Here is a 12,688-nt window from a genome sequence, read left to right as displayed (position 1 = left end):
AAACTGCGCGCAGTTGTTACTCGGAGATGGCGCAAATGGTTAGCAGTTGGCGTGTGCAGCAAGCCGCACGAGAAATTCGAGCGGGCGCGGTGATTGCCTATCCAACCGAGGCGGTATGGGGCTTGGGCTGCGATCCGTGGAATGAAGACGCGGTATATCGGTTGTTAGCAATCAAGTCGCGTCCCGTGGATAAGGGCCTGATTTTGGTAGCCGATAACATTCGCCAATTCGATTTTCTGCTCGAAGATTTTCCGGAAACCTGGCTCGACCGCATGTCTGCGACTTGGCCTGGACCCACTACATGGCTGGTGCCGCATCAAGACCTGTTACCCGAATGGATCACGGGTCTTCATGACACAGTCGCGTTGCGCGTGAGTGATCATCCACAGGTACGTGAGTTGTGTGCGTTGGTCGGGCCGTTGATTTCGACATCCGCCAATCCGGCTGGGCGTCCGGCGGCCCGGACGCGCATTCGAGTGGAGCAGTATTTTCGAGGAGAGATTGATTTGGTGCTCGGCGGTCTGTTGGGCGGCCGTAAGCACCCGAGTCTGATTCGAGACCTGGTGACGGGCGAAACCGTTCGCCCGGGTTAGGTCGTAAGATCAAGGAATCAAAATGGTCGATCCCGTAGTGCGACGTGCGCTGAGTTCGATGTGCGCCTTGGCGGCATCTTTGAGTGCATAGCGCTGGATGTCATCTACCTTGAGCTTGCCCTCGGCGATCAGGGCGAATACGTCGGTGGCCATGGTTTGCAGGTTTTCCGCATTGTTGGCGTAGGTCGTCAGCGTTGGGCGCGTGACGTACAGCGAGCCTTTTTGCGCAAGAATGCCAAGATTGACCCCTGCCACTGGCCCTGACGCATTGCCGAAGCTGATCAACAGACCGCGCGGCGCGAGGCTGTCCAACGAGGTCAGCCAAGTATCCTGGCCAACGCCGTCGTACACCACCGGGCATTTCTTGCCGTCGGTCAACTCGAGAACCCGCTTGACCACGTCTTCTTTGCTGTAATCGATGGTTTCCCAGGCACCCAGCGCTTTGGCATGCGCCGCTTTCTCAGCGGAACTGACCGTGCCGATCAGTTTAACGCCCAAGGCCTTCGCCCACTGGCACGCCAGAGAACCTACGCCGCCAGCTGCTGCATGAAACAGCACGGTTTCGCCGCTCTTAAGCGCATATGTCTGGTGAAACAGATACTGCACGGTCAGGCCCTTGAGCATTACCGCAGCCGCTTGTTCAAAGCTGATCGAGTCCGGCAGTTTCACCAGGTTCGCGGCTGGAAGAACATGCACCTCGCTGTAAGCGCCCAAGGGGCCACTTGCGTAAGCCACGCGGTCGCCGACCTTGAACTGGCGAACGTCGCTACCAACCGCTTCGACGATGCCCGCTCCTTCTGTGCCCAGGCCGGACGGCATTGACGGTGCCGGGTAAAGACCGCTACGGAAATAAGTGTCGATGAAGTTCAGGCCAATCGCTTTGGTGCGCACGCGGACTTGCTGAAGACCTGGTTCGGCGGGTTCGAACTCCACATATTCAAGAACCTCGGGGCCGCCAATGATGCTGAACTGGATACGCTTTGCCATCTGTTCTCTCCGGTGATGAATTGAAACAAGAAATGCAGGTAGCCATCGGACCCGATCCCTTGATCCCCGTCAACAGCGTCAGCCATATGGCCAATGGTATGCTAAGCGCCAATTTGCCAGCCCCGCTGATCCTCACGGTTCAACGACGTTACAAGGTGACCCGATGACAACCCGCACCGACGCTGTAAAAGCTTACTTGCTCGACCTGCAAGACCGAATTTGCAATGTGCTGGAAAGCGAAGATGGCGGCGCACGCTTTGCTGAAGATGCCTGGACGCGGCCAGCAGGTGGAGGCGGGCGCACCCGCGTCATCGGAAACGGTGATGTGATCGAAAAAGGTGGGGTCAATTTTTCTCACGTTTTCGGCAGCGGCTTACCGCCGTCCGCCAGCGCACATCGGCCTGAGTTGGCCGGGCGTGGTTTCGAGGCGTTGGGCGTGTCGCTGGTGATTCATCCGCACAACCCTCATGTGCCAACATCCCACGCGAACGTGCGGTTTTTCATCGCCGAAAAAGAAGGCGAAGAACCGGTCTGGTGGTTTGGTGGCGGCTTCGATCTGACCCCGTACTACGCCGTTGAAGAGGACTGCGTTCACTGGCACCGTATTGCCGAACAGGCTTGCGCGCCGTTCGGGGCCGATGTTTATCCCCGTTATAAAGCCTGGTGCGACACCTATTTCCATATTAAGCATCGCAACGAGCCGCGCGGGATTGGCGGCCTGTTTTTCGATGACTTGAATGAGTGGGATTTTGATACCAGCTTTGCTTTCGTTCGTGCCATCGGCGACGCTTACATCGACGCATATTTGCCCATCATTCAACGTCGTAAAAACATGGCCTACACAAAGAAGCAGCGTGAGTTTCAGGAATTTCGCCGTGGACGTTATGTCGAGTTCAACTTGGTCTACGACCGGGGCACTCTATTCGGTCTGCAATCGGGTGGCCGTACCGAGTCGATTCTAATGTCGCTGCCGCCACAAGTTCGCTGGAGCTACGATTGGAAGGCTGAACCGGGCACCGAAGAAGCGCGCCTGACTGAGTACTTCTTGCAGGACCGGGATTGGTTGGCGCTGGCCTGATAGGCCGCGGCTTGATTTTCCAAGTGAGTTCGGTCATTCAGGTGATTCACCTGTGGGAGCTGATTCAATAGTGACTGCCTCAGTCCAAACGCCACAAAGACCGAATCAGGAAGTTTTCCATGGACCATTATGTCGTTTTTGGTAACCCCATAGGCCACAGCAAATCGCCACTGATTCATCGTTTGTTCGCGAAGCAAACGGGAGAGCAGCTCGAATACAGCACCTTGCTAGCGCCGCTGGATGACTTCATCGGTTGTGCAAAGAATTTCTTTGAAAACGGATGCGGTGCCAACGTCACCGTGCCGTTCAAGGAGCAGGCTTTTCGTTTCGCAGACAGCTTGACTGAACGTGCGCAACGCGCGGGTGCTGTGAACACCTTGCGCAAAGGTTTAGACGGTCGCCTGTTGGGCGATAACACTGATGGTGCCGGGCTGGTGCGGGATCTGACCGTGAATGCCGGCGTGGCTTTGAAGGGAAAGCGTATCCTGTTGCTCGGTGCGGGCGGCGCGGTACGGGGCGCGCTGGAGCCATTGTTGGCCGAGAAGCCAGCGGTGTTGGTGATCGCTAACCGTACGGTTGAAAAAGCCGAGCAACTTGCCCAGGAATTCACCGATTTAGGGCCAGTTTTTGCCAGTGGCTTTGATTGGCTGGAGGAGTCATTTGACGTAATTATCAACGCAACCTCCGCCAGTCTTGCCGGTGAGGTTCCGCCGATTACCTCCAGTTTGATCCAGCAGGGGCATACCGTTTGCTACGACATGATGTATGGCAAAGAACCTACGCCATTCTGCCGTTGGGCCACGGACCATGGCGCGGCCAACGTTTTGGACGGCTTGGGCATGCTTGCCGAACAAGCGGCCGAAGCGTTCTACCTGTGGCGCGGGATGCGTCCGCACACAGCGCCAGTATTGGCTGAATTACGGCGCCAGTTGGCCAGCACCTGATGAGCTAAGGCGTTAGTCGACAAACAGAATCGGGCATTTATCGGCACCTTCCAGCTTGCGCAGTTCATCGACTACCTGCGGCCGGGCGCTTTTCAGCGTCAGGCTGCGGTTTAGGCCACGTAAACGGCGGGCTTCTTGATGAAGCATTTCAACGCCGGAGTAATCGATGAAGTTGATTTGCTGCGCTTCGATCACCACGCGCAGGCCTTTGCTGCTTTGCAAACGGACCTGCAGGTAGTGGCTGGCGCCAAAGAAAATCGATCCGCCCACCCGCAAAATATCATCATCGCCGTCGCGCCACTGCTGGACTCGCGGCTGCGAGGTGCGCTTGAGATAGAAGAACAGTGAGACCAGCACGCCCGCGTAAATCGCCGTTTGCAACTCCAATAGCAACGTGGCCAGGCAGGTCAACGCCATCACCACAAACTCCGCCCGACTCACACGAAACAGTGCGCGAATACCGCGACGGTCAACCAAGCCCCAGCAGATCAATAGAATTGATGCAGCCATGCTTGGAATCGGAATGTGCGCAATCAACGATGCGCCGCACAGCGCAAATAGCGCTACCCATAAGGCCGAAAACACTCCGGCCAATGGTGAACGCGCGCCGGCGTCATAACTTAATGCCGCGCGCGTGAACGAACCCGCCGAGAGGTACCCAGAAAATAACGAGCCGACCATGTTCGACAGACCTTGGGCGCGGACTTCCTGATTGGCATCGAGTAATTGTTGTGAGCGCGTCGATAGCGAGCGAGCAATAGACAGGCTGGTCACCAGCCCGAGCATGCCCACCGCGACGGCGCTGGGCAGTAATTTTAGAATCAGCTCCACGTCCAGCGGCAGCGCGCTGAAAGGTGGTAAATGCCCGACAAACGCATGGACCAGTTGCACCTGCCCAAACTTTTCCGGCCATAGCCACACCAGAGAACCGGCACCTGACAACGTAATCAACAAGGTTGGCCAGCGTGGGAGAAAGTATTTCAGGGTCCCACCGACGACCAGGGTCAGGGCGCCGAGGATCAGCGATGAAGAGTCAATCTCCCGCCGATGTTCAAGCAGGGCAGATATGCTTTTCAGCGCGGTGGATTGGCTGCTCACCTCCAACCCCAAAAAGCTCGGCAGCTGGCCCAGCGCGATCACTACGGCGGCGCCCAAGGTAAAACCCAATATCACTGAATGTGAAACGAAGTTCACCAGCGCCCCGAAACGTAGCAACCCCAACAGCCATTGAAACAGCCCGCCGATGAACGTCAGCAGCAAAATCAGTGTGATGTAATCGTTACTGCCGGGTACCGCCAACGGACTGATGCTCGCGTAGAGCACGATAGAAATTGCCGCAGTGGGCCCGCATATCAAGTGAAACGACGAGCCCCACAAACAGGCGATCAATACCGGAACAATGGCCGCATAAAGACCGTACTCCGGCGGTAATCCTGCGATCAAGGCATAAGCGATGGATTGCGGCAGTGCCAGAATTGCCCCACTCAAGCCTACGAGCGCGTCGTTACCAACACTGGCGCGGGTTTGTCGGGGAAGCCAATCCAGGAACGGAAAGAGTGTGTGGCGGTTGAACCAACCCATGAATCTCTCAGTGGTTTTACAAAAGCGTGAAAGTGGGATTTTAGCCATTTCGATGCAGGGTCACGGTGTGTGGTGACTGCTTGGCAGTCAATCGCAAGCAAGCTCGCTCTTATGTGATATGGGGCACACAGCCCATACCTGTAGGAGCAGGCTTGCCAGCGAAGCTTTTACCGTTACAACTTTGCTTTTACAGCAGTCAACGCGTCTTTCTGGTCGATGGTTTTTACGCCGTCGAGCCATTTTTCCAGAACAGCAGGGTTGGCTTTGATCCAGGCTTTGGCCGCTTCTGCGTTGGTGATTTTCTTGCTCACCACTTCAGACATGATGCTGTTTTCCATCTCTTGCGTGAAGCTCAGGTTGGTCAGAAGCTTGCCGACGTTCGGGCACGCATCGGCATAACCTTTGCGAGTCAGGGTGAACACGCTGCCGGTGTCGCCGAAATACGCCTCTCCGCCTTTGAGATAGTGCATTTTCATCTGCACGTTCATTGGGTGCGGCGTCCAGCCAAGGAACACTACAAAGGTGTTTTTCTTCACGTTGCGAGCGACTTCGGCCAGCATTGCCTGTTCGCTGGACTCAACCAGTTTCCACTGGCCCAGATCAAACTCGTTTTTCTTGATGATGGTCGCCAGCGAAATATTGGCCGGTGCGCCGGAGCCAATGCCGTAGATTTTTTTGCCGAATTTATCAGCGTACTTATTCAGATCGGAAAAGTTGTGTACGCCTGCGTCCCAGACGTAATCCGGCACGGCGAGGGTGAACTCGGTGCCATCCAGGTTTTTGGTCAGTTGAGTGACTTCGCCATTGGCAATGAACTTGTCATAGAAACCTTGCTGGGCCGGCATCCAGTTACCCAAGAATATATCCACTTGGCCGTCCTTGAGGCCACCGTAGGCGATCGGTACAGCCAGTGTGTCCACCTTGGCTTTGTAACCCATACCATCGAGCAAGAAGCCGGTAATCGCATTGGTAGCCGCAATATCGCTCCAGCCGGGATCAGCCATTTTTACCGTGCTGCAGCTCTGATCAGCGGCGAAGGCCGAAACGCTGGTCAAAGCAATAAACCCGACCGCCAGTGTTGTGGATAACTTCATTTGGTTGTGCCCCTTTGGTTTTTTTTGATTTTGGCAGGGTTAAGGTTGTGGATAACGTGCCTTACGCTCCAAATCGTCGAGGTCGATATGGTTGCGCATGTATTGCTGACTGGCGTCTACCAGCGGCTGGTGATCCCAACTCTTCAGCTTGCCGATTGCCAGCGATTGGGCGACAAAACGTCGACGACGCTGGCTGGCGAGCACCTGATGGTGTATCGCCGGAATATCCCATTTGGCCCGTGCTTCGGCCAGAAACGCAGTGAACAACTGTTGATGAGACGTTGACTGGCTTAGCTCTTCCAGCTCCTTGGGATCGTTGTGCACATTAAACAACATGCACGGATCCTGCTCTGAATAAATGAATTTATAGGCGCCGCGACGAATCATCATCAGCGGGCTAATCGTTCCTTCAGCCATATATTCACCAAACACTTCGTCGTGTCCGGCTTCACCATTCAAATGCGGTACTAGCGAACGACCATCAAGCGGTAGACCGGCATCTAACTCGCCCCCGGCCAACGCCACGAAGGTTGGAAGCAAATCGGCGGTGGAGACGGCTGAGCCTACGCGACGCGCGGTGAATTGGCCTGGAGCGTAGACCAGCAATGGCACGCGTGCGGCCATCTCAAACCAGTGCATTTTGTACCAAAGACCACGTTCGCCCAACATGTCCCCGTGGTCGCCCGAAAACACGATGATAGTGTCGTTGGCTAGGCCAGCGTCTTCGAGAGTTTGTAGCAGCTTGCCGATGTTGCTGTCGATGTAGCTGCACGCACCGAAGTAGGCGCGACGGGCATCGCGAATCTTATCCACAGGCATCGGTTTGTCCCACAGATCATAGACCTTGAGCAGACGTTGCGAATGTGGGTCCAGCGCCGCCTGATCGGCGTGGGCGGGCGGCATTGGTATGTCTTCGTCGGCGTACAGATCCCAGAACGGTTTCGGGATGGTGTACGGGTCGTGCGGGTGAGTCATGGAAACGGTCAGGCAGAACGGCGCATCACCATCTTCACGGATGTAATCGAACAAATACTGCTGTGCCTTGAATACCACCTCTTCATCGAAATCCAACTGATTGGTACGCACGCATGGCCCGGCTTGCAGCACCGACGCCATATTGTGGTACCAGCTAGGTCGGACATTCGGCTCGTCCCAGTTCACAGCCCAACCGTAATCGGCGGGGTAAATGTCACTGGTGAGGCGTTCTTCGTAGCCGTGCAACTGATCCGGGCCGCAGAAGTGCATCTTGCCGGACAGTGCGGTTTTGTAGCCTAAACCTCGCAAATAGTGGGCGTAGGTCGGTATGTCAGCTGGAAAATCGGCAGCGTTGTCGTAGGCGCCGATCTTGCTTGGCAATTGACCGCTGACCAAGGTAAATCGAGAGGGGGCACACAGCGGGCTGTTGCAGTAGGCGGCATCGAACACCACGCCTTCAGCGGCGAGGCGGCTCAAATTCGGCATTTTGACTGGAGATGAGGCGTAAAACGGCAACATCGGCGCGGCCATCTGATCGGCCATGATAAAAAGAATATTCTTGCGCTTCATGTATTCGCGGCATTCCATAGTGAAAATTTATGCGAGAGTGCTGGACCTGAGAATGCGACCCATGGACTTAGCGGTAAAGCCCATGCCAAACAATGCCTAGGATAAGTTCAGCTTATGTATGAAGCCCTTGGTGGTTTGTCTTTGGATTTGATGCGGGCGTTTGAAGCCGCTGCCAGACATCGTAGTTTTACCGCTGCGTCGGTTGAGCTGGGCACCACTCAGCCTGCGGTCAGCCAGCAGATCAAGCGTCTCGAAGAACAACTGACGACCCGATTGTTTGACCGCATCTACCGGGGCATTGAGCTAACCGAAGCGGGCGAAGTTTTGTTTAGCTACGTGCAGTCGGGCTTGCAGTCCATCGATGGTGGATTACATGCGATTACTGCACAGCGTCAGCACGAAGTGTTACAGGTAGCCACCGACTTTGCGTTTGCGGCTTATTGGCTCATGCCGCGCTTGCATCGCTTCCACAAAGCTAACCCGGACGTGGACGTCAGTTTGGTTACCAGTGAGCGTAGCCATAACATGCTGCGGGCTGATGTCGATGTGGCGGTATTGTTCGGTGACGGGCGTTTTAAGCAGGGCGAAAGCCGTTGGTTGTTCAGTGAAGAAGTGTTTCCTGTGTGCAGCCCGCAATTGGTAGCAGGCAGGACATTACCGTTGCCGACTGAAGCGTTGCTTGACCTTCCCTTGCTGCATTTACGCGGTGAGGGCAGCAGTAATTGGTTTGATTGGAGCGGAGTTTTCCGTGAACTCAATTTGCGCCAGGCTCCGGCCCCAGGCCAGTTGCGCTTCGACAATTACACGCTGTTGATCCAAGCCGCTATTGCCGGCCAAGGAGTTGCCATCGGCTGGCGGCATCTAGTGGATGCTTTGCTAGAACAAAATCTACTTTGCAGGCCCATCGCTGCTACCGCCATCTCAGCGTGCGGCTATTACGTAGTTTTGCCGCAACGCAAACGCCGGGTGCAACTGGTGCAACAGTTTGTCGATTGGCTGGCGACGGAGCAGGCGCAAAGCGGCGATTCGCTGGCGGGACGGACGTTGCCGTCGATTGCTGTATAGGCGTATTTTTCTCTGTAGGAGAGGCTGCCTGCGCCTTCGACGCGGCGCTTACGCGAAACAAAAGCAAGGCGAGAGGCCAGTTGCGATGATCAAAATCTGCCGTCTCGCCCGCGTGTTGGCTCAGTGAGTCTGCGTCGGGCGCAGGATCAATTCAGCACGTTATCCAAAATGGTGTAAATGACGCCTGTGGTAATTGCGACCAGCACCACATCCGGCCCTACCCGGCGCCATTCATAACCTTCGTAACGAGGTAACTGTTCAAGTGCGCGCGGGTCAATCGGTTCGCCGTAACCATAAGGCAGTGGGCGGCCACGCTCCAATCGGATGTCTGGCGGTAATGGCCGACCCCGGGAGAAGTACTCATGGTGATCATGGAAGCTGCGACGTGCCTCGTCGAAGTTCTCCGGCGGCCGGCGTGGACCGTGTTCATCATGGTCATAATGGCGGTCGTCATGGCCGTCATGGCCGTGATTGTCGTCTCGGTAATTTTCGTCCTGATGATTGTCGCCTCCACGTCCGTGATCGTGCTGATCACGGTCATCGGCGTGCAACAACGGACTGGCGCTCATGATCATCATGATCCCCAGGCCTGCAACTAAACGGGTTGGCAGTTTCATTTCTCGATCCTCGAAATTCGGTCAGCAAAAAGGGTTCTAAGCCGCCGCCAGGAACCCTTTTCGCTTGTAACTTAGTGTGTTTATTGAGGTTTAAATTCCTCTTCAGAGCAATCTTTACCCTTTGCTGACACGGGCGCTACGAACGCCGCTTGCCAACGCGGAACACAGGCTCAGTACGTCGTCGATGGCTTGGTTTGGAGAGGTGGCCTTGGCGATTTTGTCGACCAGGGCCGAACCGACCACTACACCTTCTGCCAACCTCGCGATATCAGCGGCTTGTTCCGGGGTACGGATGCCAAAGCCGACGCTGATCGGCAGATCGGTGTGGCGACGTAAACGCTCAATCGCGTATTTGACTTGGTCCGAAGTCGCCGACCCAGCGCCAGTAACTCCGGCAACAGACACGTAGTAGACGAAGCCAGAGCTTCGCTCCAAGACCGTTGGCAGGCGTGCGTCATCGGTGGTTGGGGTGGTCAAGCGGATAAAATCGATACCGGCAGCCTGCGCCGGCGTGGCCAGCTCAGCGTCATGTTCGGGCGGCAGGTCTACGATGATCAAGCCATCGACGCCGACGGCTTTGGCTTCTGCCACGAAGGCCTCAACACCGAAGCGGTGAATCGGGTTGTAGTAGCCCATCAGCACAATCGGTGTGGAGTGGTTGTCGACGCGGAATTCGCGAACCATGTTTAGGGTTTTTGCCAGGGTTTGACCTGCGTCCAAAGCGCGCAAGGTCGCCAACTGAATCGCCAGCCCGTCGGCCATGGGATCGGTGAACGGCATGCCCAACTCGATAACATCGGCTCCGGCCTCCGGTAGGCCCTTGAGGATTGCCAGGGAGGTTTCATAACCCGGGTCGCCAGCGGTGATAAAGGTTACCAGCGCGGCCCGGCCTTCGGCTTTCAATTCTGCGAAACGTTGTTCGAGACGGCTCATACCAATTGCTCCTGGGACTTGTTGGCAGCGGTCATGTGGCTCATCACGGTTTGCATGTCTTTGTCACCACGGCCCGAGAGGCAAACCACCATCAAGTGATCATCGCGCAGGTTGGTGGCGCGTTTCATGGCTTCGGCCAATGCGTGAGCTGTTTCGAGCGCCGGGATAATGCCTTCCAGCAGGCAGCAATGGTGGAACGCCTCGAGTGCTTCGTCGTCGGTGATACTGACGTACTCGACGCGTTTCATTTCGTGCAGGTAAGCGTGTTCCGGGCCAATGCCAGGGTAGTCGAGGCCAGCAGAAATCGAGTGCGCGTCTGTGATCTGGCCGTCGGTATCTTGTAGTAGATAAGTGCGGTTGCCGTGCAGAACCCCCGGTACGCCGCCGTTCAGGCTGGCGGCGTGTTTGTCGGTATCGACGCCATGACCGCCAGCTTCAACGCCAATGATTTCGACACTGGCGTCATCCAGAAAGGGGTGAAACAGGCCCATGGCGTTGGAGCCGCCACCGACGCAAGCAATCAGACTGTCTGGCAGACGGCCTTCTTTTTCTTGCAGCTGTTCTTTGGTTTCTTTGCCTATGATTGATTGAAAGTCGCGAACCATCGACGGATAAGGATGTGGGCCAGCCACGGTTCCAATCATGTAGAAGGTGTCCTCGACGTTGGTAACCCAATCGCGTAGAGCTTCGTTCATCGCGTCTTTCAGAGTGCCGGTGCCGGAAATGACTGGCACGATCTCAGCGCCCAGCAGCCTCATGCGAAACACGTTGGCCTGTTGCCGTTCTATGTCGGTTGCGCCCATATAGATAACGCACGGAAGACCGAAACGCGCTGCTACGGTCGCTGTGGCCACGCCATGCATGCCAGCACCTGTTTCAGCGATCAGGCGTGTTTTACCCATACGTTTGGCAAGCAACACCTGGCCGATGCAGTTATTAATTTTGTGCGCGCCGGTGTGGTTCAGTTCTTCGCGCTTAAAGTAGATTTTTGCGCCGCCGCAATACTCGGTCAGACGTTCGGCGAAATATAGTGGATTTGGACGGCCCACATAGTCGCGCTGAAAGTAGGCGAGTTGCTTAAGAAATTCGGGATCGACCTTGGCGGCTTCGTATTCTCGGTCAAGGTCGAGCACCAGGGGCATTAGGGTTTCAGCCACGTAACGGCCGCCAAATGAGCCAAACAGGCCGTTTGCATCAGCGCCTTTGCGAAAATGGGTCTGGGTCATGGGACCTCCAAGTGATGTATCGAAAATGATTAGCCGTTGAGGCAGTACAACCACTTTAACCAGCGCCATCGCCGATGAAAACCGATAAGATCGACGCGACTTGTCAGAAAAACTCACGGATACCATGAGCCGAGATCTCCCCCCTCTTAATGCCTTACGCGCTTTTGAAGCGGCTGCCCGTTTAAGCAGCGTCAGCAAGGCTGCCGAGCAGCTCCACGTTACCCACGGCGCGGTCAGTCGGCAGCTCAAAGTGCTGGAAGAGCACTTGGGCCTCGCGTTGTTCGTCAAAGACGGGCGTGGCCTTAAACTCACAGATGCAGGTATTCGGTTGCGCGATGCCAGCGCTGACGTATTTGAACGCTTGCGCTCGGTCTGCGCTGAATTAACTCAAACCAGCGCCGACGCCCCCTTTGTTCTGGGCTGCTCAGGAAGCCTGCTGGCACGCTGGTTTATTCCGCGTCTGGGGCGTCTGAACGCGGAGTTACCAGATTTGCGCCTGCATTTGTCGGCCGGGGAAGGTGATTTTGATCCCCGTCGTCCCGGGTTGGATGCCTTACTGGTTTTTGCCGAACCGCCTTGGCCCTCAGACATGCAGGTATATGAGCTCGCCAGTGAGCGGATTGGCCCAGTGATGAGTCCCCGGTTTTCCGGTTTTGAAAAACTTCGTCATGCGCCGGTGCGGTCATTGACGAGCGAAACGCTGTTACAAACCACGTCTAGGTTGCAAGCTTGGCCGATTTGGGCTCAGAAAAACGGGATCGAGCCAGACGCGCTGCATTATGGTCAGGGTTTTGAGCATTTGTATTATTTGCTAGAAGCAGCTGTTGCAGGATTAGGCATTGCGATCGCGCCGGAGCCGCTGGTGGCGGATGACCTACGTGCCGGACGCCTAGCGGCACCTTGGGGCTTTAGTGAGACACCGGCGCGGCTGGCGTTGTGGATTCCGAAACGCGCCGCAGATGGGCGCGCTCAGCAATTGGCGCAGTGGCTAAAAGCCGAGCTTGAGCGGGGAGCCAGAGGCTGAA

At 56.0% G+C, this 12,688-nt stretch carries 13 protein-coding genes; 6 read left to right on the top strand and 7 right to left on the bottom strand.

Annotated features, from left to right (window positions below; genetic code table 11):
* Window positions 1-35 precede the first annotated feature (35 nt).
* A complete protein-coding gene (locus tag QN378_RS17605) occupies window positions 36-593 on the top strand; it encodes an L-threonylcarbamoyladenylate synthase (RefSeq protein ID WP_322205981.1) in 558 nt (185 codons plus the stop codon).
* Between the two features lie 9 nt (window positions 594-602).
* Here the strand turns inward: QN378_RS17605 and QN378_RS17600 are convergent, their stop codons facing one another.
* Window positions 603-1,580, bottom strand: coding sequence for an NADPH:quinone reductase (locus QN378_RS17600; protein WP_322205980.1), 978 nt, complete (start codon window positions 1,578-1,580; stop codon window positions 603-605).
* Between QN378_RS17600 and QN378_RS17595 the strand changes: the two genes are divergently transcribed.
* From QN378_RS17595 to aroE, 3 genes are all read left to right on the top strand, one after another.
* Window positions 1,574-1,747 carry a hypothetical protein gene (locus QN378_RS17595; RefSeq protein ID WP_323550805.1) on the top strand — a complete coding sequence of 58 codons (174 nt, stop codon included), beginning with the start codon at window positions 1,574-1,576 and terminating at the stop codon, window positions 1,745-1,747. The two genes, QN378_RS17600 and QN378_RS17595, sit on opposite strands and share 7 nt — an antisense overlap.
* The gene (gene hemF / locus QN378_RS17590; RefSeq protein ID WP_323550806.1) at window positions 1,744-2,658 is read left to right on the top strand and encodes an oxygen-dependent coproporphyrinogen oxidase; all 915 of its coding nucleotides are present in this window, start codon (window positions 1,744-1,746) and stop codon (window positions 2,656-2,658) included. Before QN378_RS17595 ends, hemF begins: the two co-directional genes overlap by 4 nt.
* 119 nt (window positions 2,659-2,777) lie before the next feature.
* A complete protein-coding gene (gene aroE / locus QN378_RS17585) occupies window positions 2,778-3,602 on the top strand; it encodes a shikimate dehydrogenase (protein WP_322205978.1) in 825 nt (274 codons plus the stop codon).
* 12 nt (window positions 3,603-3,614) lie between these two features.
* Here the strand turns inward: aroE and QN378_RS17580 are convergent, their stop codons facing one another.
* From QN378_RS17580 to betC, 3 genes are all read right to left on the bottom strand, one after another.
* Complete coding sequence (locus QN378_RS17580) at window positions 3,615-5,183, bottom strand: SulP family inorganic anion transporter (protein WP_322205977.1); 1,569 nt, start codon at window positions 5,181-5,183, stop codon at window positions 3,615-3,617.
* 173 nt (window positions 5,184-5,356) lie between these two features.
* Entirely contained in the window at window positions 5,357-6,277 is a 921-nt protein-coding gene (choX, locus tag QN378_RS17575; RefSeq protein WP_322205976.1) for a choline ABC transporter substrate-binding protein, read from the bottom strand.
* A 39-nt stretch (window positions 6,278-6,316) separates the two neighbouring features.
* Window positions 6,317-7,822, bottom strand: a complete 1,506-nt coding sequence (betC, locus tag QN378_RS17570; protein WP_322205975.1) for a choline-sulfatase — start codon at window positions 7,820-7,822, stop codon at window positions 6,317-6,319.
* Window positions 7,823-7,936: 114 nt separating this feature from the next.
* On the opposite strand from betC, the gene QN378_RS17565 reads away from it, so the two are divergent.
* Window positions 7,937-8,887, top strand: coding sequence for a choline sulfate utilization transcriptional regulator (locus tag QN378_RS17565; protein ID WP_322205974.1), 951 nt, complete (start codon window positions 7,937-7,939; stop codon window positions 8,885-8,887).
* Between the two features lie 146 nt (window positions 8,888-9,033).
* On the opposite strand, the gene QN378_RS17560 is transcribed toward QN378_RS17565, so the two are convergent.
* The 3 genes from QN378_RS17560 to trpB all read right to left on the bottom strand — a co-directional run bounded on the left by QN378_RS17560 (window position 9,034) and on the right by trpB (window position 11,663).
* Window positions 9,034-9,504, bottom strand: coding sequence for an anti-virulence regulator CigR family protein (locus tag QN378_RS17560; protein ID WP_322205973.1), 471 nt, complete (start codon window positions 9,502-9,504; stop codon window positions 9,034-9,036).
* Window positions 9,505-9,618: 114 nt separating this feature from the next.
* Window positions 9,619-10,437, bottom strand: coding sequence for a tryptophan synthase subunit alpha (gene trpA, locus QN378_RS17555; RefSeq protein WP_322205972.1), 819 nt, complete (start codon window positions 10,435-10,437; stop codon window positions 9,619-9,621).
* Window positions 10,434-11,663: a tryptophan synthase subunit beta gene (trpB, locus tag QN378_RS17550; protein WP_322205971.1), complete on the bottom strand. Its 1,230-nt coding sequence runs from the start codon at window positions 11,661-11,663 to the stop codon at window positions 10,434-10,436. The genes trpA and trpB overlap by 4 nt, the downstream gene beginning before the upstream one ends.
* Before the next feature lie 124 nt (window positions 11,664-11,787).
* Here trpB and QN378_RS17545 point away from each other — a divergent pair, with 124 nt between their 5' ends.
* Window positions 11,788-12,687 carry a LysR family transcriptional regulator gene (locus QN378_RS17545; RefSeq protein WP_322205970.1) on the top strand — a complete coding sequence of 300 codons (900 nt, stop codon included), beginning with the start codon at window positions 11,788-11,790 and terminating at the stop codon, window positions 12,685-12,687.
* Window position 12,688 lies beyond the last annotated feature (1 nt).

Source organism: Pseudomonas sp. 10S5, from assembly GCF_035019745.1.
In the GTDB taxonomy this organism is placed as follows: domain Bacteria; phylum Pseudomonadota; class Gammaproteobacteria; order Pseudomonadales; family Pseudomonadaceae; genus Aquipseudomonas.
Note: the sequence above shows the minus strand (reverse complement) of the source record. Positions and strands in the feature narration are given on the sequence as shown.

Excerpts from the sequence above, each read along its gene's own strand:
- QN378_RS17565 (WP_322205974.1), top strand. The coding sequence starts at position 7,937 with ATGTATGAAGCCCTTGGTGGTTTGTCTTTGGATTTGATGCGGGCGTTT.
- choX (WP_322205976.1), bottom strand. The coding sequence starts at position 6,277 with ATGAAGTTATCCACAACACTGGCGGTCGGGTTTATTGCTTTGACCAGC.
- trpB (WP_322205971.1), bottom strand. The coding sequence starts at position 11,663 with ATGACCCAGACCCATTTTCGCAAAGGCGCTGATGCAAACGGCCTGTTT.
- QN378_RS17605 (WP_322205981.1), top strand. The coding sequence starts at position 36 with ATGGTTAGCAGTTGGCGTGTGCAGCAAGCCGCACGAGAAATTCGAGCG.
- QN378_RS17560 (WP_322205973.1), bottom strand. The coding sequence starts at position 9,504 with ATGAAACTGCCAACCCGTTTAGTTGCAGGCCTGGGGATCATGATGATC.
- hemF (WP_323550806.1), top strand. The coding sequence starts at position 1,744 with ATGACAACCCGCACCGACGCTGTAAAAGCTTACTTGCTCGACCTGCAA.
- QN378_RS17580 (WP_322205977.1), bottom strand. The coding sequence starts at position 5,183 with ATGGGTTGGTTCAACCGCCACACACTCTTTCCGTTCCTGGATTGGCTT.
- trpA (WP_322205972.1), bottom strand. The coding sequence starts at position 10,437 with ATGAGCCGTCTCGAACAACGTTTCGCAGAATTGAAAGCCGAAGGCCGG.
- QN378_RS17545 (WP_322205970.1), top strand. The coding sequence starts at position 11,788 with ATGAGCCGAGATCTCCCCCCTCTTAATGCCTTACGCGCTTTTGAAGCG.
- QN378_RS17600 (WP_322205980.1), bottom strand. The coding sequence starts at position 1,580 with ATGGCAAAGCGTATCCAGTTCAGCATCATTGGCGGCCCCGAGGTTCTT.
- betC (WP_322205975.1), bottom strand. The coding sequence starts at position 7,822 with ATGAAGCGCAAGAATATTCTTTTTATCATGGCCGATCAGATGGCCGCG.
- aroE (WP_322205978.1), top strand. The coding sequence starts at position 2,778 with ATGGACCATTATGTCGTTTTTGGTAACCCCATAGGCCACAGCAAATCG.